Origin of the sequence: Corynebacterium sp. zg-331, assembly GCF_014267345.1 — a bacterium.
GTDB lineage: Bacteria > Actinomycetota > Actinomycetes > Mycobacteriales > Mycobacteriaceae > Corynebacterium.
In genome coordinates this window covers 39,261-65,780 of record NZ_JACMYD010000003.1, presented here as the reverse complement: position 1 = coordinate 65,780, position 26,520 = coordinate 39,261, and the positions used below count along the sequence as shown (strand labels likewise).

The 26,520-nt window shown below is 68.6% G+C and carries 30 protein-coding genes; 21 read left to right on the top strand and 9 right to left on the bottom strand.

The genetic code is table 11. The features are described 5' to 3' along the window. Nucleotides 1–55 precede the first annotated feature (55 nt). Nucleotides 56–355 (top strand): WhiB family transcriptional regulator, encoded by a 300-nt coding sequence (locus tag H7347_RS04870; protein WP_370513917.1) that lies wholly within the window; start codon nucleotides 56–58, stop codon nucleotides 353–355. A gap of 68 nt (nucleotides 356–423) precedes the next feature. Here the strand turns inward: H7347_RS04870 and H7347_RS04865 are convergent, their stop codons facing one another. Then, entirely contained in the window at nucleotides 424–879 is a 456-nt protein-coding gene (locus H7347_RS04865; RefSeq protein ID WP_152821859.1) for a metallopeptidase family protein, read from the bottom strand. A 91-nt stretch (nucleotides 880–970) separates the two neighbouring features. Here H7347_RS04865 and H7347_RS04860 point away from each other — a divergent pair, with 91 nt between their 5' ends. The 3 genes from H7347_RS04860 (at nucleotide 971) to manA (ending at nucleotide 4,212) form a co-directional block, all read left to right on the top strand. Continuing rightward, nucleotides 971–1,405: a DUF3499 domain-containing protein gene (locus H7347_RS04860; RefSeq protein ID WP_186337261.1), complete on the top strand. Its 435-nt coding sequence runs from the start codon at nucleotides 971–973 to the stop codon at nucleotides 1,403–1,405. A gap of 115 nt (nucleotides 1,406–1,520) precedes the next feature. Next, the gene (locus tag H7347_RS04855; RefSeq protein WP_152821857.1) at nucleotides 1,521–2,888 is read left to right on the top strand and encodes a phosphomannomutase/phosphoglucomutase; all 1,368 of its coding nucleotides are present in this window, start codon (nucleotides 1,521–1,523) and stop codon (nucleotides 2,886–2,888) included. Nucleotides 2,889–3,036: 148 nt separating this feature from the next. Then, entirely contained in the window at nucleotides 3,037–4,212 is a 1,176-nt protein-coding gene (gene manA, locus H7347_RS04850; protein ID WP_152822153.1) for a mannose-6-phosphate isomerase, class I, read from the top strand. A gap of 13 nt (nucleotides 4,213–4,225) precedes the next feature. On the opposite strand, the gene H7347_RS04845 is transcribed toward manA, so the two are convergent. Beyond that, nucleotides 4,226–4,948 (bottom strand): hypothetical protein, encoded by a 723-nt coding sequence (locus H7347_RS04845; protein WP_152821855.1) that lies wholly within the window; start codon nucleotides 4,946–4,948, stop codon nucleotides 4,226–4,228. Nucleotides 4,949–5,198: 250 nt separating this feature from the next. Between H7347_RS04845 and H7347_RS04840 the strand changes: the two genes are divergently transcribed. The 9 genes from H7347_RS04840 (at nucleotide 5,199) to secA (ending at nucleotide 15,781) form a co-directional block, all read left to right on the top strand. Beyond that, nucleotides 5,199–5,552, top strand: coding sequence for a DUF4259 domain-containing protein (locus H7347_RS04840; protein ID WP_186337307.1), 354 nt, complete (start codon nucleotides 5,199–5,201; stop codon nucleotides 5,550–5,552). 77 nt (nucleotides 5,553–5,629) lie between these two features. After that, entirely contained in the window at nucleotides 5,630–7,069 is a 1,440-nt protein-coding gene (gene ahcY / locus H7347_RS04835) for an adenosylhomocysteinase (RefSeq protein ID WP_152821852.1), read from the top strand. Continuing rightward, nucleotides 7,069–7,692, top strand: a complete 624-nt coding sequence (locus tag H7347_RS04830) for a dTMP kinase (RefSeq protein ID WP_152821850.1) — start codon at nucleotides 7,069–7,071, stop codon at nucleotides 7,690–7,692. Before ahcY ends, H7347_RS04830 begins: the two co-directional genes overlap by 1 nt. Nucleotides 7,693–7,696: 4 nt before the next feature. Continuing rightward, nucleotides 7,697–8,377, top strand: a complete 681-nt coding sequence (gene mtrA / locus H7347_RS04825; RefSeq protein ID WP_152821848.1) for an MtrAB system response regulator MtrA — start codon at nucleotides 7,697–7,699, stop codon at nucleotides 8,375–8,377. 9 nt (nucleotides 8,378–8,386) lie between these two features. Next, nucleotides 8,387–9,934, top strand: coding sequence for an MtrAB system histidine kinase MtrB (mtrB, locus tag H7347_RS04820; RefSeq protein WP_255476842.1), 1,548 nt, complete (start codon nucleotides 8,387–8,389; stop codon nucleotides 9,932–9,934). Continuing rightward, nucleotides 9,931–11,700, top strand: coding sequence for an LpqB family beta-propeller domain-containing protein (locus H7347_RS04815; protein ID WP_152821846.1), 1,770 nt, complete (start codon nucleotides 9,931–9,933; stop codon nucleotides 11,698–11,700). The genes mtrB and H7347_RS04815 overlap by 4 nt, the downstream gene beginning before the upstream one ends. Nucleotides 11,701–11,702: 2 nt before the next feature. Next, the gene (locus H7347_RS04810) at nucleotides 11,703–12,308 is read left to right on the top strand and encodes a ComF family protein (RefSeq protein WP_186337260.1); all 606 of its coding nucleotides are present in this window, start codon (nucleotides 11,703–11,705) and stop codon (nucleotides 12,306–12,308) included. A gap of 116 nt (nucleotides 12,309–12,424) precedes the next feature. Continuing rightward, a complete protein-coding gene (hpf, locus tag H7347_RS04805; protein WP_152821844.1) occupies nucleotides 12,425–13,096 on the top strand; it encodes a ribosome hibernation-promoting factor, HPF/YfiA family in 672 nt (223 codons plus the stop codon). 132 nt (nucleotides 13,097–13,228) lie between these two features. Beyond that, nucleotides 13,229–15,781: a preprotein translocase subunit SecA gene (gene secA, locus H7347_RS04800; protein WP_186337259.1), complete on the top strand. Its 2,553-nt coding sequence runs from the start codon at nucleotides 13,229–13,231 to the stop codon at nucleotides 15,779–15,781. 12 nt (nucleotides 15,782–15,793) lie between these two features. Here secA and H7347_RS04795 read toward each other — a convergent pair whose 3' ends face one another. Continuing rightward, on the bottom strand, nucleotides 15,794–16,186 hold the full coding sequence (locus tag H7347_RS04795; protein ID WP_152821842.1) for an Rv3235 family protein: 393 nt from the start codon (nucleotides 16,184–16,186) through the stop codon (nucleotides 15,794–15,796). Between the two features lie 97 nt (nucleotides 16,187–16,283). Between H7347_RS04795 and H7347_RS04790 the strand changes: the two genes are divergently transcribed. Both H7347_RS04790 and H7347_RS04785 read left to right on the top strand, forming a co-directional pair. Further along, a complete protein-coding gene (locus H7347_RS04790; protein ID WP_186337258.1) occupies nucleotides 16,284–16,694 on the top strand; it encodes an HAD-IA family hydrolase in 411 nt (136 codons plus the stop codon). A 4-nt stretch (nucleotides 16,695–16,698) separates the two neighbouring features. Beyond that, nucleotides 16,699–17,205, top strand: coding sequence for a hypothetical protein (locus tag H7347_RS04785; protein ID WP_152821840.1), 507 nt, complete (start codon nucleotides 16,699–16,701; stop codon nucleotides 17,203–17,205). Here H7347_RS04785 and rsgA read toward each other — a convergent pair. Together rsgA and aroA are read right to left on the bottom strand one after the other, a co-directional pair. Beyond that, on the bottom strand, nucleotides 17,202–18,197 hold the full coding sequence (gene rsgA / locus H7347_RS04780) for a ribosome small subunit-dependent GTPase A (RefSeq protein ID WP_186337257.1): 996 nt from the start codon (nucleotides 18,195–18,197) through the stop codon (nucleotides 17,202–17,204). The two genes, H7347_RS04785 and rsgA, sit on opposite strands and share 4 nt — an antisense overlap. Continuing rightward, nucleotides 18,190–19,482 carry a 3-phosphoshikimate 1-carboxyvinyltransferase gene (gene aroA / locus H7347_RS04775; RefSeq protein ID WP_370513916.1) on the bottom strand — a complete coding sequence of 431 codons (1,293 nt, stop codon included), beginning with the start codon at nucleotides 19,480–19,482 and terminating at the stop codon, nucleotides 18,190–18,192. Before aroA ends, rsgA begins: the two co-directional genes overlap by 8 nt. 121 nt (nucleotides 19,483–19,603) lie before the next feature. Here aroA and H7347_RS04770 point away from each other — a divergent pair, with 121 nt between their 5' ends. Both H7347_RS04770 and H7347_RS04765 read left to right on the top strand, forming a co-directional pair. Further along, nucleotides 19,604–20,218 carry a sigma-70 family RNA polymerase sigma factor gene (locus tag H7347_RS04770; protein WP_152821838.1) on the top strand — a complete coding sequence of 205 codons (615 nt, stop codon included), beginning with the start codon at nucleotides 19,604–19,606 and terminating at the stop codon, nucleotides 20,216–20,218. After that, nucleotides 20,215–20,487: a zf-HC2 domain-containing protein gene (locus tag H7347_RS04765; protein ID WP_152821836.1), complete on the top strand. Its 273-nt coding sequence runs from the start codon at nucleotides 20,215–20,217 to the stop codon at nucleotides 20,485–20,487. Before H7347_RS04770 ends, H7347_RS04765 begins: the two co-directional genes overlap by 4 nt. A gap of 91 nt (nucleotides 20,488–20,578) precedes the next feature. Here H7347_RS04765 and H7347_RS10935 read toward each other — a convergent pair whose 3' ends face one another. Both H7347_RS10935 and H7347_RS04760 read right to left on the bottom strand, forming a co-directional pair. Then, nucleotides 20,579–20,653 (bottom strand): 50S ribosomal protein bL37, encoded by a 75-nt coding sequence (locus H7347_RS10935; protein ID WP_370513925.1) that lies wholly within the window; start codon nucleotides 20,651–20,653, stop codon nucleotides 20,579–20,581. A gap of 95 nt (nucleotides 20,654–20,748) precedes the next feature. Next, entirely contained in the window at nucleotides 20,749–21,006 is a 258-nt protein-coding gene (locus H7347_RS04760) for a WhiB family transcriptional regulator (RefSeq protein ID WP_152821834.1), read from the bottom strand. A gap of 467 nt (nucleotides 21,007–21,473) precedes the next feature. Here H7347_RS04760 and H7347_RS04755 point away from each other — a divergent pair, with 467 nt between their 5' ends. Continuing rightward, on the top strand, nucleotides 21,474–21,887 hold the full coding sequence (locus H7347_RS04755) for a hypothetical protein (RefSeq protein WP_152822142.1): 414 nt from the start codon (nucleotides 21,474–21,476) through the stop codon (nucleotides 21,885–21,887). Here H7347_RS04755 and H7347_RS04750 read toward each other — a convergent pair. Together H7347_RS04750 and H7347_RS04745 are read right to left on the bottom strand one after the other, a co-directional pair. Beyond that, a complete protein-coding gene (locus tag H7347_RS04750) occupies nucleotides 21,884–23,116 on the bottom strand; it encodes a hypothetical protein (RefSeq protein WP_186337256.1) in 1,233 nt (410 codons plus the stop codon). The genes H7347_RS04755 and H7347_RS04750 overlap by 4 nt on opposite strands. Beyond that, nucleotides 23,113–24,447, bottom strand: coding sequence for a DEAD/DEAH box helicase (locus tag H7347_RS04745; RefSeq protein WP_186337255.1), 1,335 nt, complete (start codon nucleotides 24,445–24,447; stop codon nucleotides 23,113–23,115). Before H7347_RS04745 ends, H7347_RS04750 begins: the two co-directional genes overlap by 4 nt. Before the next feature lie 117 nt (nucleotides 24,448–24,564). On the opposite strand from H7347_RS04745, the gene H7347_RS04740 reads away from it, so the two are divergent. Genes H7347_RS04740 through H7347_RS04730 form a run of 3 tightly spaced genes read left to right on the top strand, consistent with a single transcriptional unit; the run spans nucleotide 24,565 to nucleotide 26,519 of the window. Further along, nucleotides 24,565–24,795, top strand: coding sequence for a DUF3107 domain-containing protein (locus H7347_RS04740; protein ID WP_152821832.1), 231 nt, complete (start codon nucleotides 24,565–24,567; stop codon nucleotides 24,793–24,795). Beyond that, nucleotides 24,796–25,665 carry a DUF3152 domain-containing protein gene (locus H7347_RS04735; RefSeq protein ID WP_152821830.1) on the top strand — a complete coding sequence of 290 codons (870 nt, stop codon included), beginning with the start codon at nucleotides 24,796–24,798 and terminating at the stop codon, nucleotides 25,663–25,665. Then, nucleotides 25,662–26,519 carry a TIGR02569 family protein gene (locus tag H7347_RS04730; RefSeq protein ID WP_152821828.1) on the top strand — a complete coding sequence of 286 codons (858 nt, stop codon included), beginning with the start codon at nucleotides 25,662–25,664 and terminating at the stop codon, nucleotides 26,517–26,519. Before H7347_RS04735 ends, H7347_RS04730 begins: the two co-directional genes overlap by 4 nt. The last annotated feature ends 1 nt before the right edge of the window (nucleotide 26,520 follow it).

Sequence of the window (26,520 nt, the reverse complement as noted above, 5' to 3'; positions counted from 1 at the left end):
GGTGTTCAATCTCAACGAGGTAAGCAACTGTTGGGTACGGAGAAGGGATCGTGGCGTGGAAGATATGGCCGATGACGCCACCCCCCGTGGCGCAGCCAGTGCCAAGCTCACCCTCGACGATCTTTTCGGGGCCGTGGAGCAGGAATGGCAGGATCAGGCGCTGTGCGCACAGACGGATCCCGAGGCATTCTTCCCGGAAAAGGGCGGATCGACTCGCGAGGCGAAGCGTATCTGCCGGGCCTGCGGTGTGCGCGACGAATGCCTGGAATACGCCCTGGAGCACGATGAACGCTTTGGCATCTGGGGTGGCCTATCCGACCGCGAGCGCCGCCGACTGCGGCGCACTATTTCCTAAGCGTTCCTAGGCGATGACGTGGGGCCCGGGTCCCACGCTTTTTCTTCAGTGCTGTGGGGCGGGGTGGCCTACCACTGGAAGTCGGGGTCGATGTCGCGCGGGTCGATGTTGAGGTACCCGGCCACCAGGGCGGTGAGGATGGTGGCGAGGAGATCGCGCAGCTCCCCGGTGGACTCCACCCGGTGCTCGATGGGCATCCGAAAGAGCACGATCCGGGAGCGGGTGGGCTGGCCGGCCGCATCCACGCCGGCGGGAATGATGCGGCCCAGGGGCACCGGCCCGTCCGCCACGATCTCGGGGGGAAGCACGGTGAGGTCGGGGCGTAGCTGCATGCGCGGCACGGTGTCCACCGCGATGTCGAGGTTGGCCAGCTGCTCGTAGAACTGCGTGGCCAGGGGGGCGTAGGCCTCCAGTACGGCGGCGTCGAAAAGCCGCCCCCTGCTGCGGTGTCGCGGCAGGGTGGAGGGGAGCAGGGGGCCGCGTAGCCCCCGGTCGCGGCGATCCCGGAAAGCCCTGGTGTACATGGGGGCAAGCCTACGTGGCGGGGGCCGGGTCGTGGTCGGGGCGCGCCGGTGGGGTATCCAAATCTCAAGTTGAGGTCTAGACTCTGTGGGCGTGCAACAATTTCGTCGCTGTTCCCGCCCCGGCTGCGGCAAACCCGCGGTAGCCACGCTCACCTATGCCTACGCGGAATCCACGGCGGTGGTCGGTCCCCTGGCCCCCTCCTCGGAACCACATAGCTGGGACCTCTGCGCGCACCACGCCGAGCGGATCACGGCCCCCCTGGGCTGGGAAATGCTGCGGGTCGAGGGAATCGAGATGGACGAGGACGAGGATCTCACGGCCCTGGCCGAGGCGGTGCGCGAGGCGGGTCGCTTTTCCACCGGTTTGGTCGCCGGCCACGATCCTCGGGCGGAGGAGGCCGCCGACCACGCGCTGCGCGCCGATACCTCGGTGCACCCGGTGCACCGTTCCAAGAGGTTGACGGGGGAAAAGCAGCGGCGCCGCGCGCACCTGCGCGTGGTGCGCGACGACGAGGGCGCGTCGTAGCGCGCCCTCCGGTTCGCGGGCACGGGGCGCGCGGCCCGCTAGACTTGGGTGCCGTATCGGTGGCGGCCGCGCGCCCCACGGCCGCCACACCCCTGATGGAGGAGGAGCTTCTTTTATGCGCACCCGCGAGTCCGTGACCGCAGTGATTAAGGCCTATGACATCCGAGGCGTCGTGGGCCGCGACATCGACGCGGAATTTGTCCGCGAGGCCGGCGCCGCCTTCGCGAGCCTACTGCGCGCCGAGGGGGAAACGAGACTGGCGGTGGGGCACGACATGCGCCCCTCCTCCCCGGAGCTGGCCCAGGCCTTTGCCGAGGGGGCCACGGGCCAGGGACTCGACGTGGTGCTGTTGGGCCTGACCTCCACCGACGAGCTCTACTTCGCCTCCGGTTCCCAGGAGTGCGCCGGGGCGATGTTTACCGCCAGCCACAACCCCGCCCAATATAACGGGATCAAGCTGTGCCGGAGGGGTGCGCGCCCCGTGGGCCAGGACACCGGCCTGAACGAGATCGCCGAGGCCCTGGTGACCGGCGTGCCGCAATACGAGGGAACCCCCGGCGAGATCACCCGGCGCGACGTCCTGGCCGACTACGCCGCCTACCTGCGCTCCCTGGTGGATCTCGGCGAGATTCGTCCCCTGGTGGTGGCGGTGGACGCCGCCAACGGCATGGGGGGATTGACGGTTCCGGCGGTCTTTGCCGGGCTGCCCCTGGACATCCGCCCGCTCTACTTCGAGCTCGATGGTACCTTCCCCAACCACGAGGCCAATCCCCTGGAGCCGAAGAACCTGGAGGATCTTCGGCGCTTCGTGGTGGAACAGAAGGCGGACATCGGCCTGGCCTTCGACGGGGACGCGGATCGCTGCTTCGTCGTCGACGAGCGGGGTAACCCGGTCTCGCCCTCGGCCATTTGCGCCCTGGTCGCCGAGCGTTACCTGCGCGAGCGCCCGGGGGCCACGGTCATCCACAATCTGATCACCTCCCGCTCCGTGCCCGAGGTCATTAAGGACAACGGCGGGATCGCCGTGCGCACCCGCGTGGGTCATTCTTTCATCAAGGCCACGATGGCCCAGCACGGCGCGGTCTTCGGCGGCGAGCACTCCGCCCACTACTACTTCACGGAGTTCTTCAACGCGGACTCGGGCATCCTGGCCGCCCTGCACGTCCTGGCCGCCCTGGGGACCGGGCAGCGCCCGCTCTCCGATCTCATGGGCGGCTACACCCGCTACGCGGCCTCCGGGGAAATCAACTCCACGGTGGCCGATCAGCAGGCTGCCACCCAGGCCGTGGTGGAGGCGTTCGCCGACCGCACTGCGGCCATCGATACCCTCGACGGCGTGACCATCGACCTGTCGGGCACCCCCGCGTGGTTCAACGTGCGCGCCTCCAACACCGAGCCGCTGTTGCGCCTCAACGCCGAGGCTTCCACCCGGGCCGAGGTGGACGCCCTCGTGGAGGAGATCCTGGGCATCATTCGCGGTTAGGTGCTGCGCACCCCGCGCGGGGGCGCGGCAATGCTACCTTGGTAGGTCGTTGCGTGGGCCTCGGCGCGGGCCCATAGCCCCGGCGGGCGTCGACGCGCCGAGCGGGGAGCATGAGGCGTCACGGAGAAGATGGAGGATGAACAACCGCATGGACAAGCTCAACGGGGTAATCCGCGCCTATCCCTGGGGATCGCGCACGCTGATCCCCGGCCTCCGCGGCGAGCCGGTTCCGTCCCCGAATCCCCAGGCGGAGCTGTGGTATGGCGCGCACCCGGTTTCCCCCGCCACCCTCGGCGCCGCGGAGACGCCCCTCGATGCGGTCATCGCCGCCGACCCACAGGCCCAGGTGGGCCCCCGGGTGCGGGAGGCTTTCGGGGATCGGCTGCCCTTCCTGCTCAAGCTGCTCGCGGCCGCGGAACCGCTGTCGCTCCAGGCGCACCCCTCCAAGGCGCAGGCGCAGGAGGGATTCTCCCGGGAAAACGCCGCGGGCATCGCCCTGACGGCGGCTAACCGTAACTATAAGGACGATAACCACAAGCCCGAACTCATCGTCGCGCTCACGGACTTTCACGCGATGGCGGGCTTTCGTCCGCTGCCGCGCACCCTGGAACTCTTCGAGGCCCTCGATTGTCCGGAGGCGCGGCGCTACCTCGCCATGCTCGATCCCCAGGGCGAGGAGGCCGCCAATCTGCGCGTCCTGTTTACCACCTGGATCACGATTCCGCAGGCGGCGCGCGCCGATCTGATCCAGGCGATCGTGGAGCGCGCCCGTCCCTTGGCGGCCCGCGGCGACTGGATCGGCGACGTGCTGGCCACCGTGCTGGACCTCCAGGAACGCTATCCGGGCGACATCGGCGTGCTGGGGGCCCTGCTGCTCAATCACGTCCACCTCGAACCGGGCCAGGCGATGTATCTGGCCGCCGGGCAGCTCCACGCCTACATCAGGGGTATGGGGGTGGAGATCATGGCGAACTCCGATAACGTGCTGCGCGGCGGCCTGACCTCCAAGTACGTGGACGTACCCGAGCTGGTGCGGTTGCTCACCTTTGATTCCCTGGCCGAACCCACCGTGGAGTGCGATGCCCGGGGCAACTACCCGGTGCCCAGCGCGGAGTTTCAGCTCAGCCGACATCGCCTCGACCGGGGCGAGGCGATGGAGCTGCGTCATGACGGCCCGGCCATCGCCATGTGCACGCGCGGCCAGGTGCGCGCGGGGCAGCAGCGCCTCACCGCCGGGGAGGCCGCGTGGATACCGGCCTGCGAATCCGAGGTGTCGCTGCGCGCCGACGCCGGTGCGGCCGAGGTGTTCTGGGCGCGGGCATAGCGCGCCGCGGGTTTTAGAAACCCGGTGCGGCAGTGGATGGTGGCTCTGCGGAGGTCGGTTCGGCGGGGGTCGCCTGTTCCTCCGAGAAGCCGGATGCGGGGGGATCGCTCGGCGCGGTGGAGCCGACCTCCCACCCCGCGTCGGTGGGCTCGGCCGTTTCGGTCGGTTCCGGGTTTTCTTCCTCGGTGGCCTCCTCGCGCAGGGGAGCAAAGAGACGCTCGGGAATCTTGGTCAGCTCCTCCTGGGTGTGCTCCAGGGCCTCGGAGAGGCGGGGAAGATAGCCCGGCTGGGCGTCCTCGGCGCGCGGTTCCGGTTCGGCGATGGTTCCCGGGGTCGGTGTCTGGGGGGTCTGGGCCTCCTCGGCGGGGCGGGAATCGGTTGCCGGGGTGGCCTCGCCCAAGGCGAGGACGGCATGCGGTTCCTGCTCGGCGGGTTCGACCGCGCTCGGCGCGGATACGCTATCCGGGCGATAGATCTTGGTGGGGGCCGCGCGCAGCACCGTGGGCTCGGCCTGGCGCGGCAAAGCCGGCGCCTCGCTGCGCGGCTCTGCGGGCTCGGCATCGGGGATTCGGGTGCGCTGCGGGGCGCGGGCGTCCTCGGCGGAATCGAGCGGCGTGGCGTCTGCTGCCGCGGAATGGCGGGTCTGCGTGGAGGGGGAGGAGGGGGTGGATAAGCGCCATACGAGGAAGCCGATGGCCGTCGCGGCGAGCACGCCCGCGGCGATGAAAACCATCACCTTGCGTGTATCCCTGGTCACTGTCTAGAGCCTCTTCCCGCAGGTCGGAATGGGTGTTGCCGTCGTGGGTGCCGAGTGGGGGCATGACCGGGTTATCCGGTCTCGGTATAACCTCGATGCCGTAAGGTCACAACCTGATAACGAATTTATCAGAACTAGGTATGAAAGCAAGGGCATACTGCCGCCCGGAGGCGAGTCGGGATGGCTCGGGTCCGGGCGGTGGGGCCGGATGCGGAGAGGCAGGATGGTCGTGGGCGCATGGGACGTCGCTATTTTTACACGGGAGGCCAACGAGGATTTTCTCGATGAACTCGGGCGGCTGGAACCCCGGGAGGTCGTTGCGGCCGTCCGCGATGCCTGCGTGCTCGCTCGGGCGGGCGGGGCCGTCAGCGAGGAGGAGCAACTCAACGCCCTGGCGGCGGCCACGGTGGCCGCGATCTGGGCCGGCGCCCCATTCTCGGCCGCGGAGGTGGCCGATGGGCATCCCTTCCTGCGTGGGCTGATCGGGGCCGGGGATGCGCAGCTACGCGAGGCCGCCGCCGAGGTCCTGGAGGCCGCGGAGGTAGAGGAGGACCTTGAGGTGTATCTAGAGGCGTTGTCCTAGGGGGCTCGGGTTGCGCGCAGGCTAAGGTGGTGGGAAGCGATCTCCCCGAACCGATCAGCGATGCTAAGGAGACACCCATGAGCACCTCCCCGACCTATAAGGTGGCGGACCTGAGCCTGGCGGCGGCCGGGCGACACCAGATCCGCCTGGCCGAGCACGAGATGCCGGGCCTGATGGCCCTGCGCCGGGAGTACGCCGAGGAGCAACCGCTCCAAGGCGCGCGCATCGCCGGCTCCATCCATATGACCGTGCAGACCGCGGTGCTCATCGAGACGCTCATCGCCCTGGGCGCGCAGGTGCGCTGGTCGTCCTGCAACATCTTTTCCACCGACGACGCCGCGGCCGCGGCCGTGGTGGTGGGCTCGGGTACCCCGGAGGACCCTCAGGGTCCGGCGGTGTTCGCCTGGAAGGGGGAGACCCTGGAGGAGTACTGGTGGTGCCTGGACCGGATCTTCGACTGGGGCGAGGAGGGCGCCCCGAACATGATCCTGGACGATGGCGGCGACGCCACGATGGTGGTGATCAGGGGCAGCGAATACGAGCGCGCCGGTGTGGTGCCGGACACCCTGCCCGACGATTCCGACGAGGAGGTCGCGCTGCGGGCCATGCTGCGCCGGGTGCTGGCCGAGGATCCGCAGAAGTGGGGTCGGGTGGCCCGCGACGTGCGGGGGGTAACCGAGGAGACGACCACCGGGGTTCATCGCCTCTACCACTTCGCCCAGCGGGGCGAGCTGCCCTTCCCCGCGATGAACGTCAATGACGCCGTGACCAAGTCCAAGTTCGACAACAAGTACGGCACCCGGCACAGCCTCATCGATGGCCTGAACCGGGCTACCGACATGCTCATGGGCGGCAAAAACGTGCTCATCTGCGGCTACGGCGACGTGGGCAAGGGGTGCGCGGAGGCCATGAAGGGCCAGGGCGCGCGGGTGAAGGTCACCGAGGTTGATCCGATTAATGCGTTGCAGGCGCTCATGGAGGGTTTTCCCGTGGTCACGGTGGAGGAGGCCATCGCGGAGGCGGACATCGTGATCACCGCCACCGGCAACCTGGGCATCATCACCTTCGACCACATGATGGCGATGAAGGATCACGCGGTGCTGGGCAACATCGGACACTTCGATAACGAGATCGACATGGCCTCCCTCCTGCGCCGCGAGGACGTTACCCGGCAGAACATCAAGCCGCAGGTCGATGAGTTCACCCTGCCCAACGGGCGCTCCATCGTCGTGCTCTCGGAGGGGCGCCTGCTCAACCTGGGCAACGCCACCGGGCACCCGAGCTTTGTCATGTCCACCTCCTTTGCGGATCAGACCATCGCCCAGATCGAGCTCTTCCGGCACGCCGAGCGCTACGACAACCAGGTCTATCGCCTGCCCAAGATCCTGGACGAGAAGGTGGCCCGGATTCACGTGGAGGCCCTGGGCGGCGCGCTCACGCGGCTGACCAAGGAGCAGGCCGATTACATCGGGGTGGACGTGGCCGGCCCCTTCAAGCCGGAGCATTACCGCTACTGATGATCGTCTCCATCGAAGGCATCGACGGCGCCGGGAAAAACACCCTGGTGGGCGCCCTCCGAACGCAGCTTCACGCGCACACGCTGGCCTTTCCCCGCTACGAGGATTCCGTCCACGCCCAGCTCGCCCAGCGCGCCCTGCGCGGGCAGATGGGCGATCTGGTCGATTCCGTCTATGGCATGGCCACCCTTTTTGCCCTCGATCGCCGCGGCGCGGCGGAGACGCTGCGCGCTTACCGCGACCGGGGCATCCTGGTGCTGGATCGCTACGTCGCCTCGAACGCCGCCTATTCCGCCGCGCGGCTCGCCGGGGACCCGCGCCGGGCCAGGCAGGCCGTGGCGTGGGTGCGCGACCTCGAGTTCGGCCGGTTCGGGTTGCCGAGGCCGGATCTTCAGGTCTTGCTCGACACCCCGCCGGAGGTGGCGCTGCGCCGCGCCCGGGCCCGAGAGCGCGAGGACGCCGCCCGTACCCGGGATCGCTACGAGCACGACGGGGACCTTCAGGAGCGGACCCGTGCGGCCTACCGCGAGCTGGCGCGTCGCCAGTGGGAAGGCCCGTGGCTGGTAGCCTCGGACCCACAGGCGGTAGTACAAGCAGTGCGCGATCTCGCGGTGGAAAGGTAAGACGATGGTGGCCAAGATCTTGGTGGTGGATGACGATCCCGCGATCTCCGAGATGCTGACCCTGGTGCTCGAGGGAGAGGGCTTTGACACCGTGGCGGTGATGGACGGCGTGGAGGCCGTGCCCGCCGCCCAGCGCGAGGCACCCGACCTGATCCTGCTCGACCTCATGCTCCCTGGCATGAACGGCGTGGACATCTGCCGGGCGATCCGGCAGGAATCCACCGTGCCCATTGTGATGTTGACCGCCAAGACGGACACCGTGGACGTGGTGCTGGGGCTGGAATCGGGGGCGGACGATTACATCACCAAGCCGTTCAAGCCCAAGGAGCTGGTGGCGCGCATCCGGGCCCGCCTGCGCCGCACGGACAACGAACCCAGCGAGGTATTGGAGATCGGCTCCGTGGTCATCGACGTCCCCCGGCATTCCGTGCGCCGCGACGGCGTGGAGGTGGCCCTGACCCCCATCGAGTTCGACCTGTTGGTGGAGATGGCCCGTAGGCCTGGCCAGGCCCTCAGCCGCGACGAGCTCTTGGAGCGGGTATGGGGCTACCGCCAATCCGCCGATAGCCGAGTGGTGAACGTGCACGTGCAGCGGTTGCGATCCAAGATCGAAAAGGATCCGGAGAATCCCACCATCATCCTCACGGTGCGCGGCGTGGGGTACAAGACGGGCTCGGGGGAGTAGCGCGTTGTGCTGAGAACGAGGCTCGCGCGGTGGCAGGAGGCCATCGCGGAATCGTGGCGGACCTCGCTGCAGGTGCGGGTGATCGGTTCGATGCTCGTGGCCACCTCCGTGGTCATGCTGATTCTGGGACTGGCGATGATCTCGATTGTCACCCAGCGCCTGGTGGACAGCAAGATCAACACAGCCGATTTGGAGATCGAGCGGGTGCGCCTGGCCGTGGAGCAACAGATCGCGGCCACCTCCCCCAATAACTCCGTGCAGGTGCGCCTCAACTCCGCGCGCGCGGCGCTGACTAACCGCGCCGGGGCGGAGGCGGATGCTTCCCCGTATGAGCCGATCCTGGTGGTGGCCCACCAGGATCAGGTGCAGGCCTCGGCCCCCCAGGGATTCGATATTCCGCAGCGCCTGCGCACGTTCGTGGGCGAGGGGCAGGTTTCCACGCAGTTTCACGAGGTGGGGCGCAGCGACGGCACGCGCTACAACGCGCTCATCATCGGCAGCCCCACCAGCGCCGATATCCCCGGGCTCCAGGTGTACCTGGTGCTGTCGATGGAGGACGACGAGGAGACGATGGCGCTCATGCGCGGGCTGATCTCCGCGGCGGCCGTCATCGTGGTGGTGCTGCTCATCGGGATCGCCTGGCTGCTGGCCCAGCAGGTCATCACCCCGGTGCGCTCAGCCTCCCGGATCGCCGAGCGCCTCGCCTCCGGGCACCTGCGCGAGCGAATGTCGGTCGAGGGCGAGGACGAGATGGCGCGCCTGGCCATGAGCTTTAATTCCATGGCGGCGTCCCTGTCCAAGCAGATCCGGCAGCTCAAGGAGTATGGGGACCTGCAACGCCAGTTCACCTCGGACGTCTCCCACGAGCTGCGCACCCCCCTGACCACGGTGCGCATGGCGGCGGACATGATCGCCATGCACGCCGAGGAATTCGACCCCGGCACCCGACGGGCCACCGAGCTGATGACCACCGAGCTCGATCGCTTCGAGGACCTGCTGACCGACCTGCTGGAGATCTCCCGGCACGACGCCGGCGTGGCGGACCTGAGCGAATCGCGCCTAGACATCCGCATGTGCGTCGACGAGGCCTGGAAGCAGGTGGAGCACCTGGCCGCAGAGATCGGCGCGGAGGTCACTATCCACGCCCCGGGCGAGCCGCTGTATCTTACGGCGGATTCCCGCCGGGTGGAGCGGGTGCTGCGCAACCTGCTGGCTAATGCCATCGATCACTCGGAGGGCAACCCGGTGGAGGTGCGCCTGGCGGGCAACGAGGAGGCCGTGGCTGTGACCGTGACCGATCATGGGGTGGGCCTGCGCGAGGGGCAGGAGGAGCTGGTGTTTAACCGCTTCTGGCGGGCCGATCCCTCCCGGAAGCGCCACTCCGGTGGTACCGGGCTGGGGTTGGCGATCGCGCAAGAGGACGTCGCCCTGCATGGCGGGATCCTCGACGCCGCCGGTACCGAGGGTGTGGGCTCGCAGTTCCGGGTGGTGCTGCCGCGCACACCGAAGGCCTCGGTGGAGCACAGTCCCTTGGAATTGGAGGCCCCCACGCCATGAGAACCAGGAAACGCGCCGCCTGCGCGGCCCTAGGCGTCGTCTGCTCGGTGAGCCTGCTGGGCGCGTGCAGCACCTTGCCGCGCAACTCCGAGCCCCGCGCCCTGCGCGCCTTTAGTTCCGCCCCGCAGGAGCCGGAACAAACCATCGTTCCCGAACGCGACGCCGACCCCGGCGTGCTGCTGCGCGATTTCTTCCAGGCCTCCGCGAATCCCTCCCAGAACTACCAGTCCGCCCGGGCCTTTTTGTCCTCCGACCTGGCGGCCTCCTGGCCCAAGCAGCAGAGCATTCGCGTGATCGAGGGGATGGAGACTAGCACCGAACCCGGATCCACCAGCACCAAGCACACGCTGAGAATCCGGGCCAACGTGATCGGGGAGATGGACGCCGAGGGCGCCTTCGTGCCCCTCAACGAGCGCATGGAGACCTCCGTGGTATTCGAGCGCGACGAGGACGACCAGTGGCGCATGACCACCCTTCCCGGGGTGGTCATCATCGAGCGCACGGATCTGCGTAACCACTACGAGCCGCGCACCCTCTACTTCCCCGGCAAAAACGGCAAGACCCTCGTCAGCGACCGCCGCTGGGTCTACCGGGGTCAGGAGGACGTGCGCGATACCCTGCTGGGAATGCTGCTGCACGGTCCCAGCGAGACGGTGCGCCCTGCCGTGCGCAGCGATATTCCGCAGAGCGCCTCGCTCTCGGTGTCCACCAGCGGTGTGCTGCGCTTTGCCGGCATGAGCGGCCTGGATCGGGAACAGCGCATCGCCTTTGCCGCCCAGGTGGCGTGGACGCTGGCCGGGGCGAGCATCGGCGGGCCCTACGCCATCGAGGTCGATGGCGCGCCCGTGGCCGAGGGGCTTGAGGAGATCACCACCGACGACGTGGCCGACTATAACCCCCAGGTCGGCTCCACCACCGTGACCCCGCTCTACGCGGTCTCCGAGGACGGCGCGCTCGTCACGGTCTCCGCCACCACCGCCGAGCCGGTATCGGGTCCGCTCGGCTCCGCGGGGGCCATCGAGCAGGCGGACATCACCGCCGACGGGCACATCGCCTTGACCCGCAGCGCCGGGTCGCGCACCGGCCTGCTGCTGGGCAAGGTGGAGGGGGGAGTCGAGGAGGCCCTGGAGGCCGACCGGATCACCCGCCCCTCCTTCGAGCAGGGCACCTCGGCGGCCTGGGTCGTGATCGACGACTCGGAGGTCGTGCGCGTGGTGCGCTCGTCGAGCACGGGCAAGCTGGTGCACACCACGGTGAATACGGCGTCGCTCTCCGCGATGCGCCGCGCCGAGGCCGTCGGGGAGGCGGAGGCCTCGGAGCCGCCCAAGGCGGCGATGACGGAGTTGCGCCTTTCGCCCTCCGGGGCGCGTGCGGCCATGATTATCGACTCCCGCGTGTACGTGGGCATCGTGGACAAGGCCGAGGCGGGGGGCCGGGCCATCGTCAATCCGATGGAGGTCTCTCCTCAGCTCGCGGGGCGGGTCACCGCCGTGGATTGGAGCACCGACGGCTCGCTGCTGGTGGGCACCAACGAGCCGGGTAGCCCCCTGTTCAGGGTGGAGCAGGACGGCTCGGAGACCGCGCCGATCGCCTCGGCCACCGTCTCCGCCCCGGTGACCGCGGTGGCGGATTCCACGGACAAGCTCTATCTTACCGACGCCCTGGCGATCCGCGTGATGCCCGATGCCCCCTCGGGGGAGGAGGCCTACTGGCGGGAGGTTCCCGGCCTGCAGGGCACCCGCGCCACCCCCATCGTGGCGAGGTAGCCGTGGAGCTCGTGTTGCCGCGCCGCTGTGCCGGTTGCGGGCTGGCCGGGGAGGTACTGTGCGCCCGGTGCCGGTTGGCGTGGGCGAGTCCGCCGCAGCGGGTGACCACCTCCCTCGATCCGCTGGTGCCGGTGTGGTCGATGGGCCCCTACGGTGGGGCGCGCCAGCGGGTGATCCTTGAGCTCAAGGAGCGCGGCAACCGGGCGGTGCGCGGGTATGTGGGGGCGGCGCTGGCGGCCGCCCTCGAGCACCTGCGCGCCCGCGGCGAGCTGCCGGAGGAGGCCGTGGTGTTGCCCGCGCCCGTCAGGGCGCGCGCGGCCCGACTGCGCGGCGGGGATCACGTGGCCGCCTGTTGCCGGGCCGCCGGGATACCCCTGGCCCGCGGCGTGCTGCGTTATCGGGCCGGGGTGCGCGATTCCGTGGGACTGACCGCCGTGCAGCGACGCCGCAACGTCAGCGGTGCGGTGCGGGTACTCGGCCCGCTGCTGTCCCCGGTGGTGCTCGTCGATGACGTCGTGACCACCGGCGCCACCTTGCGCGCCGCGGCGGCCCGGCTGCTGGCCGAGGGCGTGGCGGTGACGGGGGCCGTGACGTGGGCGCACGCCTAAGGGGCGCGCTGGCCCCGGGCATGGCAAGAAAGAATACCCCCGCCTCGCCCCGGATCCGGGTATCATGAGTGGTGGACACATGACGTCCACCACCTACTTCTAGGGAGGTTAAGAAGATGTCCACTGCCGTTCATGGCCACGAATCCCTGAGCCCGGAAGCGCAGGTTTCCATCACCGGGCGCAACGTGGAGGTTCCCGAACACTTCGCCGAGCGGGTGCACGCCAAGCTCGCCAAGATAGAAAAGCTGGACCCCACGCTCACCTCGTTCCACGTGGAATTGCAGCACGAGCCCAATCCGCGCCGGGAGGCTCAGAGTGACCGCATTCAGATCACCGCCTCCGGCAAGGGGCACCTCGCCCGCGCGGAGGCCAAGGAAGATAGCTTCTACGCTGCCTTAGAGACCGCCATCGCCAGGATGCAGCGCTCTCTGCGCAAGGTGAAGGCGCGTCGTTCCATCTCCCGCTCCGGTCACCGCGCTCCCAAGGGCGTGGGGGAGGTGGCCGCGGATCTGGTGGCCGAGGCGGACAAGGCCAAGCAGGAGCAGCGGCGCTTCGACGTGGATCCCTACGCCGATTCCGTGGATGAGGTGCTGCCGGGGCAGGTGGTGCGCACCAAGGAGCACCCGGCCACGCCGATGTCGGTGGACGACGCGCTCTCGGAGATGGAGCTGGTGGGCCACGACTTCTATCTCTTCGTCGATGAGGAGACCGGCCGCCCCTCGGTGGTCTATCGCCGTCACGCCTTCGATTACGGTCTGATCTCGCTCACCCAGGACGAGCAGGATTAGGCGCCGAGCCGTACCGACACCGCCGCCGGCCGAGTGGTCGGCGGCGGTGTTACGCGTATGGGGGTCTCCCGCGTAGACTGTCGGAGGATATTTATCTGTCAACCGCCCTCATCAGAGTAAGGACCGTGGGAAGTGCTAGGACTGTCGAAGTTGCTCCGCGCCGGTGAAGGCCGCACCGTGAAGCGTCTGGCGAAGATCGCCGATGACGTTATTGCCCTGGAGGACACGTACGGCGCCCTCAGCGACGAGGAACTCAAGGCAAAGACCGTCGAGTTCCGGGATCGCCTGAACGAGGGGGCAAGCCTGGACGATATTCTGCTCGACGCCTTTGCCGTGGCGCGCGAGGCCTCCTGGCGGGTGCTGGGGCAGAAGCACTTCCGCGTGCAGATTATGGGCGGTACCGCCCTGCACTTTGGCAACGTGGCCGAGATGCGCACGGGCGAGGGAAAGACGCTGACCTGCGTGCTTCCGGCCTACCTCAACGCGCTTGCGGGCAAGGGAGTGCATGTGGTCACGGTGAACGATTACCTTGCCAAGCGTGACGCCGAGTGGATGGGCCGCGTGCACCGCTTCCTGGGCCTGGAGGTGGGCGTGATCCTCTCCGAGATGCGTCCGGAGGAGCGTCGTCAGGCCTACGCTGCGGACATCACCTACGGCACGAACAACGAATTCGGCTTCGACTACCTGCGCGATAACATGGTGCGCTCCCTCGACGAGGTGGTGCAGCGTGAGCACCATTACGCCATCGTGGACGAGGTGGACTCCATCCTCATCGATGAGGCCCGCACCCCGTTGATTATTTCCGGCCCCGTCACCGGCACCTCCCAGTACTTTAACGTCTTTGCGCAGCTCACCCCGCGCATGCGCGAGGGCATTCACTACGAGGTGGATCACCGCAAGCGCACCGTGGGCGTGCTGGAAGAGGGCGTGGAGTTCGTGGAGGATCAGCTGGGGATCGATAACCTCTATGCCCCCGAGCACTCCCAGCTGGTGAGCTATCTCAACAATGCCATCAAGGCCAAGGAGCTCTTCGAGCGCGATAAGGATTACATCGTGCGCGGTGGAGAGATCCTCATCGTGGACTCCTTCACCGGCCGCGTGCTGGGCGGGCGGCGCTATAACGAGGGTATGCATCAGGCCATCGAGGCCAAGGAAGGGGTGGAGATCAAAAACGAGAACCAGACCCTGGCCACGGTGACCCTGCAGAACTACTTCCGCCTCTACGAGAAGCTGGCGGGGATGACGGGTACCGCCGAGACGGAGGCCGCGGAGCTCAACCAGATCTACAAGCTCAACGTGGTGCCCATCCCCACCAACCGCGAGAATGCCCGCGTGGATCACTCGGATCGCATCTACAAGACCCAGGAGGCCAAGTTCGCCGCCGTGGCGGAGGATATCGGGCAGCGCCAGGCCGCGGGCCAGCCGGTGTTGGTGGGCACCACCTCGGTGGAGCGCTCCGAGTATCTTTCCCAGTTGCTCCAGGCCAAGGGCATCAAGCACAACGTGCTCAACGCCAAGCACCACGAGAAAGAGGCGGAGATCGTGGCCCAGGCGGGCCTGCCCGGCGCGGTGACGGTGGCGACGAATATGGCCGGCCGCGGCACGGATATCGTGCTCGGCGGTAACCCCGATATCCTGCTGGATATTCAGCTGCGCGAGCGCGGCCTGGATCCGGTGGACAACGAGGAGGAGTATCAGGAGGCCTGGGAGCGCGAACTGCCCAAGGTCAAGGAGCGTTCCCAGGAACTCGGCGATGCCGTGCGCGAGGCCGGGGGGCTCTACGTTCTGGGCACCGAGCGCCACGAGTCCCGCCGCATTGATAACCAGCTGCGCGGTCGCTCCGGCCGCCAGGGCGATCCGGGCGAGACGCGCTTTTATCTCTCGATGCGCGATGAGCTCATGGTGCGCTTCGTCGGGCAGACGATGGAGAACATGATGAATCGCCTCAACGTGCCCGACGACGTGCCCATCGAGGCCAAGATGGTGACCAACTCTATTAAGGGTGCCCAGGCGCAGGTGGAGAACCAGAACTTCGAGATGCGCAAGAACGTGCTCAAGTACGATGAGGTGCTCAACGAGCAGCGCAAGGTGATCTACCGCGAGCGCCACGACATCCTGGAGTCCACGGATATCAGCGAGCACATCCAGGCGATGATCGATGAGACGATCGGGGCCTACGTGGACGGGGCCACCGCCCAGGGGTACGTGGAGGACTGGGATCTCACGGCCCTGTGGCATGCCCTGGATGCCCTCTACGGGCCCACGGTCTCCGCCGAGGAGCTGGTGCAGGGCACCGATTATGGTTCCGCGGGGGAGTTGACCGCCGAACAGCTGCGCGAGGCCCTGTGCGCCGATGCCCACGCCCAGTACGCCGACCTGGAGGCCAAGGTGGCCGAGGTGGGCGGGGATAACCAGATGCGCGAGCTGGAGCGCATGGTGATCCTGCCGGTGATTGACCAGAAGTGGCGCGAGCACCTCTACGAGATGGATTACCTCAAGGAGGGCATCGGCCTGCGCGCCATGGCCCAGCGCGACCCCCTGGTGGAGTACCAGAAGGAGGGCGGCGAGATGTTCCAGGCCATGAACGACGCCATCAAGGAGGAGACCGTGCGCCAGCTGTTCATGCTGCGCAAGCAGTTCCTGGAGAGCCAGGAGGCGGCGCGGGAGCCGGAGGCGCAGGCCTAAACCGGGAGCGATTTAGCGCAACACCCGGAACTCGGCGATGCGCCCCCGGCGCAGCCAGCCGGCAAAGCCATAGCGCCGCCCGCCGACCTCGCAGGTGCCGTAGAACTCGGGATTGCCGCGGTCGTGCTCCCGCAGGTGGAGGGAGCGCAGCCGCACGGCCTGCGGCGCCCGGCGCCGTGCGCGGGCTCGGGCGATGACCCCGGGGGCATAGACGTTCGGGGTGAGCTGGCGCGGTGGACGCTGCCCGCAGAGCACTTCCAGGAGCACCAGGACGTGGGCGCGCAGCGGCGGCGGCGCCCCGAGATCGTCGGGCAGGAAGGGCGGTGGTGGGGTCGGGGTGGCGCGCGGCTGCTGTTCGGGCGCGTAGATCTTCAGGTGGCTGTATCCGGGAATGGGGATGAGCATGGGTGCACCGGCCTTCTTGGTCGAGGGCGCGGGACAGGCACGGGCGGGGCTGGGTATCATTGTGGCACGAAAGTGATACCGATAGAAGGGAAACGGCGTGCGAGGACTCATCGTTGATTACGCGGGCGTGCTCGACGGCTCGGAGGAGGATCAGCGCCGCTGGCGCAATCTCTTTGCGGCGGCTAAGAAGAACGGCGTGGCCACGGCCATTTTATCCAACGATCCCGGCGGCCCCGGCGCGGAGCCGATTCGGGAGTGGGAGTATCGCGGGATCGTGGATGCGGTCTTGCTTTCCGGGGAGATCGGGGCGGAAAAGCCCGACGAGCGCGCGCTGAGCATCGCCGCAGACACCCTGGAGCTCCCCATGCGCGATTGCGTGCTCATCGACGATTCCATCGTTCATGTCCGCGCCGCCGTGGAGGCGGGCCTGGTGGGGGTGCTGTATCAGTCCTTCGATCGCACGGTGGTGGAGATCGTGGGTCTCTTCGACATCGAGGGGGAGTTTTAGGTCCATGCGCGTGTATATCCCCGCCACGGTGAGTACCCTGCGCGGTCTCAACGAGTCCCGGGTGGTCACCGCGCGCTCGGGCTGGGCCTTCGCGGTGACGCCGGCGTTGCGGGCCTTTTACGAGCAGGGGGACGAGGAGGAGATCGCGCACGCGGCTTTCCAGGACGCGGCGGAGGCCTCCCTGCGCCTGCTGGCGGTGGGGGATGAGGAGGAGTTTCCCCACCGCCGCGTGGTGATCTCCGCCGATGTGCCGGAGGGCCACGTGACGCCGAGCCCGGAGAACGGGGAATCGGTGGTGCGGCTGAACCCGCCGCAGATCAACCTGGTGGACGTGGCAGCGATGCACGTGGACGTCCCGGAGTCCGAGGGGGCCACGGCCAGGGCCATCGCGGCCATCGACGCCGCCGACCTGGGCGATGAGGACGCCGGGCTGATTGTGGGCGATGCCCTGGATAACTTCCTAGCCTGGTACGATCCCAGCGAGCTGCCCGTCCTGGTGGAGCTGCTTTAATCCCAGTCCACGTTGGTGCGCAGCGCGGCGAGCAGCGAGCGCACCGCCCGGGCGCGCCGCGCGCTGGCCCCGTCGAGGCCGTCGAGGGCGCACTCGGGATCGGACGGCGGGCCCAGATGAGTGCAGCCGCGGGGGCAGTCTTGGGCCACCCGCGCGAGGTCGTCAAAGACGCCCACCACCGCGTCGGGCTCCACGTGGGCGAGGCCGAAGGAGCGGATGCCGGGGGTGTCGATGATCCAGCCGCCGTCGTGACCGGGCAGCCGCAGGGCCACCGACTGGGTGGAGGTGTGGCGCCCCTTGCCCACCTCGGAGACTGCCCCGGTGGCGCGGGCGGCGCGTGGCACCAGGCGATTGACCAGGGTGGATTTGCCCACCCCGGAGTGCCCGATGACGGCGCTGGTGCGGCCGCCGAGGGCGGCCAGGAGGTCGTCGAGGGGGTCGTCGATCCCGCAGGTGAGCACCGGAACCTGGAGGTCGGCGAACTCCGCGGCGAAGGCGCGATGATCCGCCAGATCGGTCTTGGTAAGGCACAGCACCGGGCGCAGCCCGCCGACGAAGGCGGCGATGAGGCTGCGCTCCACGAAGCCCGCGCGCGGCGGGGGGTCGGCCACGGCGCACACGATGAGCAGCAGCTCGGCGTTGGCGACCACGATGCGCTCGTAGGGGTCGGTGTCGTCGGCGGTGCGCCGCAGCACCGAGGAGCGCTCGGCGAGCCGGACGATGCGTGCCAGGCTGCCAAGGGCCCCGCTGGTATCGCCCACCACGCCCACGCGGTCGCCCACCTCGATGGGGGTGCGACCCAGCTCCCGGGCCCGCATGCACACCACTGGCTGCCGGGCGCCGTCGAGGATCACCCCCCACCGGCCGCGATCCTTGGTCACCACCATGCCGAAGAGGGCGTCGCGGTGGGCGGGGCGGTTCTTGGTGCGCGGGCGCGATCCCTTGCCGGGGCGCACGCGCACATCGGATTCGTCGTAACGACGCCTAGCCACGCACCATCGCCTCCCACATGTCGGCGAAGCCGGGCAGCGTCTTGGCGGTGGTGGCCACGTCGTCTACCGTCACTCCCGGCACTCGCAGCCCGATGATGGCCCCGGCGGTGGCCATGCGGTGATCGTCGTAGGCGCGCCATGCCCCGCCGCGTAGCCGCGATGCGGGGCGAATGCGCAGGCCGTCGTCCGTTTCGGTGCAATCGCCGCCGAGCCGGTTGATCTCCGCTGCCAGGGCGGCCAGCCGATCGGTCTCGTGGCCGCGCAGGTGGGCGATGCCGCGCAGGCGGGAGGGGCCCTCGGCCAGGGCGGCCAGGGCGGCCACGGTGGGAGCGAGCTCCCCGATCGCGGCCATGTCCAGGTCGATGCCGCGCAGGCGGCCGCCGCCCGGGCCGGTCACGCACAGCCCGCCGGCGCGGCGGTGGACCGCGCCGCCCATCCGGGTGGCGATGTCGCGGAAGGCGTTCCCGGCCTGGGTGGTGGCGTCGGGCCAGCCGGGGATGGTCACGGTGCCCCCGGTGACCAGCGCCGCGGCGAGAAACGGGGTGGCGTTGGAGAGATCTGGCTCGATTTGCCACGTTCCCCCGGCGATGGGACCGGGGTGCACCGTCCATTGCCCCGGAGCGGTTTCCACCGAGACCCCGGCCCGGCGCAGCATGTCCACGGTCATGTCGATGTGGGGAAGGCTGGGCAGCGCGCCGCCGCGGTGGATCACGGTGATACCGCGGTCAAAGCGGGGGGCGCTGAGCAGCAGCCCGGAGACAAACTGGGAGGAACCGGAGGCATCGACCTCCACGGTGCCGCCGGCGGGGGCGCCGCGGCCGTCCACCCGGAAGGGCAGGGCCTCGCCCTCGACGCCCACGCCGAGGTGGCGCAGCGCATCCAGCAGCGGGCGCATGGGGCGCTGCCGGGCGCGCGGATCGCCGTCGAAGGAGACCGGTTCGGTGGCCAGCGCCGCTACCGGGGGCAGGAAGCGCATGACGGTGCCCGCCAGCCCGCAGTCCACTCGGGCGCCGCGCAGGGCGGCGGGCTCCACGCGGATGGTGGTGGGATTCTCCTCGGCCGGGTGGATGCCGGTGCCCATCGCGCGCAGCGCGGCACACATGAGGTCGGCGTCACGGGAACGCAGCGCCCCATGCACGGTGGAGGGTCCCTCGGCGAGGGCGGCGAGGACGAGCGCCCGGTTGGTCATGGACTTGGAACCGGGAATGGTCTGCGTCCAGGCCACGGGGCCGGTGGCGGTGGGCGCGCTCCACGGGGTGGGCGGGGAGGGGTTGGTATCACGCACACTCCCATCATAGAGATGGCTGTGGCGTGCACAATGCTTACAATGGGCAGAGTTCTTCGGTGTCGCCGCGCGCGGCGGCGGTGCCGTACCACGACCTCTAAGGAAAGGCCGCACCCTGATTATGGCGGATGCCGAGCTGCGCGAGCTGCACCAGCGCTTCGAAGAGGAGGCCCTCCCGCTGTTGGATCAGCTCTACGGCGGCGCGCTGAAGATGACCCGGAACCCTGCGGACGCGGAGGACCTGGTGCAGGAAACGTACATGAAGGCCTTTCAGGCCTTCGAGCGCTTCCAACCCGGCACCAATCTCAAGGCGTGGCTGTACCGGATCATGACCAACACGTACATCAACTCCTACCGCAAGAAGCAGCGTCAGCCGGCTCAAACGCCCACCGAGGAGATCACCGACCACCAGCTGTACACCACCTCCTCGCACGACTCCACGGGGCTGCTCTCCGCCGAGGTGGAGGCGCTCAAGCGTATGCCCAATCAGCAGATCGTCGACGCCCTCGATGAGTTGCGGGAGGACTACCGCATGGTGGTGTACTACTCCGACGTGGAGGGGTTGGCGTACAAGGAGATCGCAGAGATCATGGGCACGCCGCTGGGCACGGTGATGAGCCGTCTGCATCGCGGAAGAAAACAGCTGCGGGGCTTGTTAAAGGAAGTGGCACAGGAGCAGGGGATCGGCCTCGACCACCCCGAGAACAGCACCGAGGCGCAGAAGGTGAACAAATGATGTCCGAGAAAGAACCATGCGGCTGTCAGCGCGAGTCCGTCGAGGAGGCGCTCGCCGCGCTTTTCGACGCCCCGCCCACCCCGCAGGAGTGCGAGCGTCTGCGCGAGCAGCTCTCCCGCTGCCCGGAGTGTTTTTCCCGGTTGGAGCGCGAGGAGGCCATGCGTGCCCTCATGCGTGGTTGTTGCGGTTCGGCCCCCGCCCCGATGGTGCTGCGTAGCAGGATCAGCGCGCAGATCCGCATCGTGCGCGGTGAGGGGCGCCGGGGATGAAGCACGCGGGGTGCCGGGGCGAAAAAGCGGTGCCCGGCGCAGCTCCCCGAGGGGCTGGCGGACACCGCTTGCGCGCGTAAGAGAACTACCGTTAGGAGTTCGGCCGCTTGCCGTGATTAGCGGACTTCTTGCGGCGATCCTTGCGCTTGCGACCACGCTTGCTCATGATGACTCCTTGGGGTCGTATCGGTGTATGGCGGACAACCCCGTCAATTTTAGTGATGGTGAGGCGGGGGAGGAAATTGACCGTGTTCCGCGGGCCTAGACGGTCATGCGCACGCGGCGGCCGCGGTTGTTACGGCGCTTGAGCGCGCGGCGCTCATCCTCGGAGAGTCCGCCCCATACGCCGGCGTCCTGGCCGGTTTCCAGGGCCCAGCGCAGGCACTGCGAGGTGACCGGGCATCGGTTGCAGACGAGCTTGGCCTTGGCGATCTGGGCCAGGGCCGGGCCGGAGTTACCCACGGGGAAGAAGAGCTCGGGGTCCTCATCGCGGCAAACGGCTTCGTGGCGCCAATCCATGGTGGTTCTCCTTATAACTACGTCGGTCGTTCGTTGTGCCTTGCGGGCCGGGGTGGGGCCGTCAGGGCGCACCGGAGGAACCCCACTGCAGGGTTCGGGAAAAGGGGTGTAGCGCCGCCGCCGGGCCGAGGGGCGGCTCGTGCGCTGCGTCCATCCGCGCCGGTGCCTGCGGATGGACGCTCCAGGAACGAACTGGGTCGTTGTGGCTACCAGGAGATCATGGCATGCATCAACAACCTTGGCTAGGGGTTCGGCAAAAAAGTAGTGTAAATCACATATTTTTGTGGATATTTTTCCGGGCCTCGGCGCGGAGGGGAGGGGTAATTTTAGTGAGCCTATCCTTATTCTTGCCGTTATGCTGCGGCGATGGGAGTGGAAGAGAAGGGCCTCGATGAGTCAAATCGGCGGCCTCGGTTCCCGCCTTGCGCGTCGGTGGGAACCGCCGCGATAGAATTGCTGCCGTGAGCATGACACCCCCTGCCCCCGTCCGCTGGGCCGCCTTCGTCGCCCTCGCGCAATCCCTCGTGGGAATCGGATATGCCCTCTTTCTCGTCGTGCGTCAGATTGGTGGTGCACGCGAGGAATCCATCGTCAGCCAGAGCGCGAACGCCTCCTGGGTGGGCCTGGGCACCGCGATCTTTTTCCTTCTCATCTTCGGCACCGTGTTTGCCGGGGCGGTGGCGGTGCTGCGTGCCCGGGGGAGGTGGGGGCGCGGCCCGGTCATCATGCTCAGCCTCATCCTGCTGCCGATCTCCTGCACCATGTGCGGGGCGGGAGCCTGGGTCCTGGGCCTGGCCACGGGGATGTCCGCGGTGGCGGTGCTGGCCATGATGCTGAGCCCCCGGGCCGTGGCCTGGGCCAGCCAGGTCTACGGGGGCTAGGACGTGGGGCGCAGCCCCACGAGCTGATCGTCGCGGCGTTCCACCACGGTCTCGCCCGCCACCGCTAGGGAGATGATCCCGGGGTGGCCCGGGCGCGACAGCCCCAGGGTGCGCTCCACGCGATCGCCCTCGGCGGTGGCCACCGCGATCCCGTCCTCGGTGGGATAGAGCAGGCGATCCGCCGCCGCAGCCCCGGTGCCCACCGCATCCTCGATGATCTGAGCCACGGAGAGATCGTTGGGGTGAAAGAGATAGAGACGTCGGCCGTCGAACCAGCTCATGCGTGAGGGGAGGTCCGCGGTGCGGGGGGAAAAGATATCCCCGGCTTCCTCGGCCAGGGGGGCGGGCTCCACCTCGCGGGAGACCAGCTCCGTGCCCGCGGTGTCAAAGGAAGCAAGGCGCGGCCGCCGCCCGGGGATGTACACCGCCGCGGCCGTCTCGCCCACCGCCACCAGGCGAGCGTGGCGCTCGGGCAGCAGCGCCTCCCCGGTGATCGTCGGTTCGCGGGAGGATTCCGGGGTGGCCTCCAGCATGCGTAGCCACGTGCCCTCGTCGTCGGGGCAGGTCTCGGTCACGGCCAGCACGTCCTTGCGGGTCAGCGCCGAGGTGATCGTGCAGTCCTCGTGGGGCTGCAGCTCGGGTTCCTGCTTGGCCTCCACGTCGCCGTACTCCACGGTGCGGACAAGATCCGAGCGCCACAGCTCTACTCGCTGCGGGCTGACGGTGCCGATTCGGTCGTTGGAGGCCACGGCGGCGGTCTCCGCGCTGCTGAGCGCGGAGCGGGTGTGCTTGTATGCACCGGTCTTGGCGTCCAAGGCCACCACGTCGCCGCAGCCCACACCGGTGCGATAGGTCACCACCACCGAACCCCAGGCCGCGCCCAGGGAACAGATCTCGGCGTCCTGACGCTCGTAGGTCCACAGCGCCTCGCCGCGCTGATCCCGGGCATAGACCGCGTGCGCGTCGCGGCTAAAGACCAGCCCGTAGGCATAAAGCGGCCGATTCACCCCCGGCGTGGGCACATCGGGGGCCGACCACGCCTCGGTCAGCGCGGCGGGGGCCGCCGCCAGCGAGGTGGGCACGGAGTATTCCCCCGCGTAGGGCTGCGGATGCGCGTCGCGGATCGGGGCGGTCAGCGCCACCCCGGCCACCGCCGCCGCGCCGAGGATGCCCAGGGCTGCCGTGGCCACGAGGTCGCGCCGGGTGCGGCGCAGGGGGGAAGGGCTCACCGTCTCCCGCGCCCCCCTTGCATGCCCCGCGCCACCCGGTGAGGCCTCCGGGAGGCGGTCCCACGGCGCATCCCGCTCCGGGAGGCCGTCGGCCCGCCGAAGACGCGGCGCGGTGGGCCGACGGAGTCGCCGGCGTCCGGGGGAAGATCGAAGGCCTCGCTCAGCTCCGGTGAGGTAGAAAACCATGCGGGTGGATCGGGGAAGCCCAGCGCGTGTTCCTCGTCGATGACGCGCCACTTGGCCGCCTCGTCGTAGCCCACCAGGGTCACGGCGACGCCGCTGTGCCCGGCACGCCCCGTGCGGCCGATCCGGTGGATGTAGGTCATGGGGTCGTCGGGGACCTGGTAGTTGAGGACGTGGGTGACGTCATCGACGTCGATGCCGCGCGCCGCCACGTCCGTGGCCACGAGGATCTCCACGCGCCGGTCCCGGAAGGCCTGGAGCGATTCCTCCCGCAGCTGCTGCGGAAGATCCCCGTGCACCGCGGCCACGGTGAATCCGGCCTGGGCGAGATCCTCGGCCAGGCCGGCGGCGGCGCGCTTGGTGCGGCTAAAAATGATGGTGCGCCCCCGGCCTGGGGCCTGGAGAATCCTGGCTACCACGGCGAGCTTGTCCATGCGGTGCGCCTGGAATACCACTTGGCGGATCCGATCGTGGGTGGGCTTGGTCTCGCCCATCTCCGCGCGGATATGCAAGGGGTGATCCATGAAGCCGCGCGCGAGCGCCAGGATCGCGCCGGGCATGGTGGCAGAAAAGAGCATGGTCTGGTGGGGGTGGGTGAGCGCGGCCATGATCTTTTCCACGGCGGGCAAGAACCCCAGATCGAGCATCTCATCGGCCTCATCGAGCACCAGGATGGCCACCTGGCCGAGGTCGAGGGAGCCGGAGGAATGGAGATCCAGCAGGCGTCCGGGGGTGCCCACCACCACGTCCGAGCCCGCGCGCAGGGCCGCGATCTGCTCCTCGTAGCCGCGCCCGCCCACGATGGTGGTCACGGAGAGCGGCAGGTTTGCGGCAGCCTGGCGCAGGTCCTCGCCCACCTGGTCGGCGAGCTCCCTGGTGGGGGCGACGACCAGGGCGCGGGGGGAGCCGTCGAGCTCGGGGATGTCCGCGGCGTCGAAAACGCGGTCGAGCAGGGGGATGCCGTATCCGTATGTTTTTCCCATGCCGGTGTGGGCCTGGCCGATAATGTCGCGGCCGTCGAGCGCCCGCGGCAGGGTGTATTCCTGGATGGCGAAGGTGCGCTCGATGCCCCTGCGCTTCAGGGCGTCCGTGATTTCCACGGCGACGCCGAGTTCCGCGAAGGTCGGGCTGTTATTTCCTGCAGACACACCTTAGATACTATCGACACCTGACTATGATGGTTCCATGACCGCCGGGCCGCCCGGCGCGAACCGTCACGGCATCAACGACGCAGGCACGCGAACGAGGAATATAAGGCAGGCGCTATGGACATCAAGATCGGTTTTCAGGATTCCCCGCGGGAACTGGTGGTGCACGTGGCCGAGGAGGATAACGCGGAACTCAAGGCGAGGATCGCGCAGAGCCTCGGCGGCGGCGAGGGCGTGCTGGAACTGCAGGACACCAAGGGCCGCACGTATCTGGTGCGCACCGCCGCGATCGCCTACGTAGACATGGGGGCCTCCGCGCCGCGCGCCGTGGGCTTTATCGGGGCCTAAATGGGCGCCTCGGAGAGCGCGCTGGTGCGCTTCGCCCGCGATTATGGCTGGCGCGCCTATGCCATCCCCGTGTTGGTGGTCATCACGGTGTGGGTGTTGTGGGATATGGTCGCGGCACCTACTGAGGACACCGGCCCGACGGGACAGGCCGCGACCAGCGGCGCCCATTCTGCCGAGGGTAAGCGCGGACCGCTGCCCTCCGACGAGGGGGAATTACGCGCCGCCACGGACGCGCTGCCGGCCGGCGGGCCCTACACGGAGCGAGGAAACGGCAGGTATCGGGTGATCGGCACCCCCGGCATGGCCGCCGGCGAGGGGCGGGACAAGGTGGTGCGCTACGTCATCGAGGTAGAGGGCGGGGTGGATACCGCCGGCCTGGGCGGCGACGATGCCCTGGCCGCCATGATTGACGCCACCCTGTCCAACCCCAAGGGTTGGACGCACGACCCGGCCTATCGCTTTGAGCACGTGGCCGCCTCCGATCAGCCCACGATGCGCATCCAACTGACCTCCGTGGGCACCACGCATGAGTTGTGCGGCACGGATTTGGCTATGGAGACCAGCTGCTTTTATTCCGATGGCAATCGCGTGGTGATCAACGAGTCGCGCTGGGTGCGCGGCGCGACCCCGTTCCAGGGGGATGTGGGTAGCTACCGCCAATACCTCATCAATCACGAGGTGGGCCACGGCCTGGGCTTTGCCATGCACGAGCCCTGCGGGGGCAACGGCGAGTTGGCCCCGGTGATGATGCAGCAGACGCTGAGCCTGAACAACTCCCAACTCGCTGGCTTCGACCCAGACGAGGTGTACTCGGACGATAACGCCACGTGCAAGTACAATCCGTGGCCCTACCCCAAGGTGACATCGTGAACAAGGTTGTCAAAACAGCACAGTCCGCTCCGCTCGCGCCGCGCCCGGAGCGCCTCCCCGAGCAGGTGGCCGCCGTTTTTCATGCCGCAGACGGCGAGCCGGTGCCCCTGGGCAGCGCCTGGGATCACGGTTGGCGTATCGGCGACGTGGTTCTTTCGCGCGCCGTGGGGCCGCACGTGGCGTGGTCGGCCCGGGTGCGCGACCGCCTGAGCGTTCCCGGGCTGACGGTGGCTCGCCCGGTGCGTTCCACCGACGGCCGCTTCGTGGCGGGGGGATGGCGCGCCTCCACCTTCGTGCCGGGTCACCTGGTGCAGCGCGTGGACGAGACCGTGGTGGCGGCGCTGCGCCTGGAGGCGGCCCTGGTTTCGGTGGAGGAACAGCCCGATACCAGCGGCGACGATATTTTCTCCGTGGCGGATCGCTGCGCCTGGTCCCCGGACGTGGGGGCGGTGGACATGGGGCTGAAGGACGCGCGCCTGCGGGAGGTTATCCAGGCGCTGCGCGCCGCGCGCGAGGAGGTTTCCTCCCCGGTGGGGATCGGGCACGCGGACATGCTGGGCACCACCGTGTACGCGGAGGGCGGGGGCCCGGCGCTCACTGACCTGGTGGGCGTGGTGCGACCGCACGGCTACACAGCTGCGCAGACGATGGTGGACGCCCTGCTCATCGGGGCGACCGATGCGGAGGTCTTCGAGAGGTTTAGCCACGTTCCCGATCTCGACCAGCTGGCGGTGCGCGCAGTGCTGTACCGGGCCTACGTGGACGCCCAGATGGAAGGGGTAAAGTCGAACATAGTTTCGAATCTGGAGGGGGTGGCGCGCCTGGTGCTGACTCGGCTGTCTGCCACACTGTGAG

What these genes read in the sequence shown, in the direction of transcription:
- H7347_RS04785 (WP_152821840.1), top strand. Translation starts at nt 16,699, where the DNA reads ATGCGCGTGTATATCCCCGCCACGGTGAGTACCCTGCGCGGTCTCAAC.
- hpf (WP_152821844.1), top strand. Translation starts at nt 12,425, where the DNA reads ATGTCCACTGCCGTTCATGGCCACGAATCCCTGAGCCCGGAAGCGCAG.
- H7347_RS04865 (WP_152821859.1), bottom strand. Translation starts at nt 879, where the DNA reads ATGTACACCAGGGCTTTCCGGGATCGCCGCGACCGGGGGCTACGCGGC.
- H7347_RS04795 (WP_152821842.1), bottom strand. Translation starts at nt 16,186, where the DNA reads ATGCTCATCCCCATTCCCGGATACAGCCACCTGAAGATCTACGCGCCC.
- mtrA (WP_152821848.1), top strand. Translation starts at nt 7,697, where the DNA reads ATGGTGGCCAAGATCTTGGTGGTGGATGACGATCCCGCGATCTCCGAG.
- H7347_RS04735 (WP_152821830.1), top strand. Translation starts at nt 24,796, where the DNA reads ATGGGCGCCTCGGAGAGCGCGCTGGTGCGCTTCGCCCGCGATTATGGC.
- ahcY (WP_152821852.1), top strand. Translation starts at nt 5,630, where the DNA reads ATGAGCACCTCCCCGACCTATAAGGTGGCGGACCTGAGCCTGGCGGCG.
- H7347_RS04740 (WP_152821832.1), top strand. Translation starts at nt 24,565, where the DNA reads ATGGACATCAAGATCGGTTTTCAGGATTCCCCGCGGGAACTGGTGGTG.
- H7347_RS04855 (WP_152821857.1), top strand. Translation starts at nt 1,521, where the DNA reads ATGCGCACCCGCGAGTCCGTGACCGCAGTGATTAAGGCCTATGACATC.
- H7347_RS04765 (WP_152821836.1), top strand. Translation starts at nt 20,215, where the DNA reads ATGATGTCCGAGAAAGAACCATGCGGCTGTCAGCGCGAGTCCGTCGAG.
- H7347_RS04755 (WP_152822142.1), top strand. Translation starts at nt 21,474, where the DNA reads ATGACACCCCCTGCCCCCGTCCGCTGGGCCGCCTTCGTCGCCCTCGCG.
- H7347_RS04815 (WP_152821846.1), top strand. Translation starts at nt 9,931, where the DNA reads ATGAGAACCAGGAAACGCGCCGCCTGCGCGGCCCTAGGCGTCGTCTGC.
- manA (WP_152822153.1), top strand. Translation starts at nt 3,037, where the DNA reads ATGGACAAGCTCAACGGGGTAATCCGCGCCTATCCCTGGGGATCGCGC.
- H7347_RS04830 (WP_152821850.1), top strand. Translation starts at nt 7,069, where the DNA reads ATGATCGTCTCCATCGAAGGCATCGACGGCGCCGGGAAAAACACCCTG.
- H7347_RS04760 (WP_152821834.1), bottom strand. Translation starts at nt 21,006, where the DNA reads ATGGATTGGCGCCACGAAGCCGTTTGCCGCGATGAGGACCCCGAGCTC.
- H7347_RS04770 (WP_152821838.1), top strand. Translation starts at nt 19,604, where the DNA reads ATGGCGGATGCCGAGCTGCGCGAGCTGCACCAGCGCTTCGAAGAGGAG.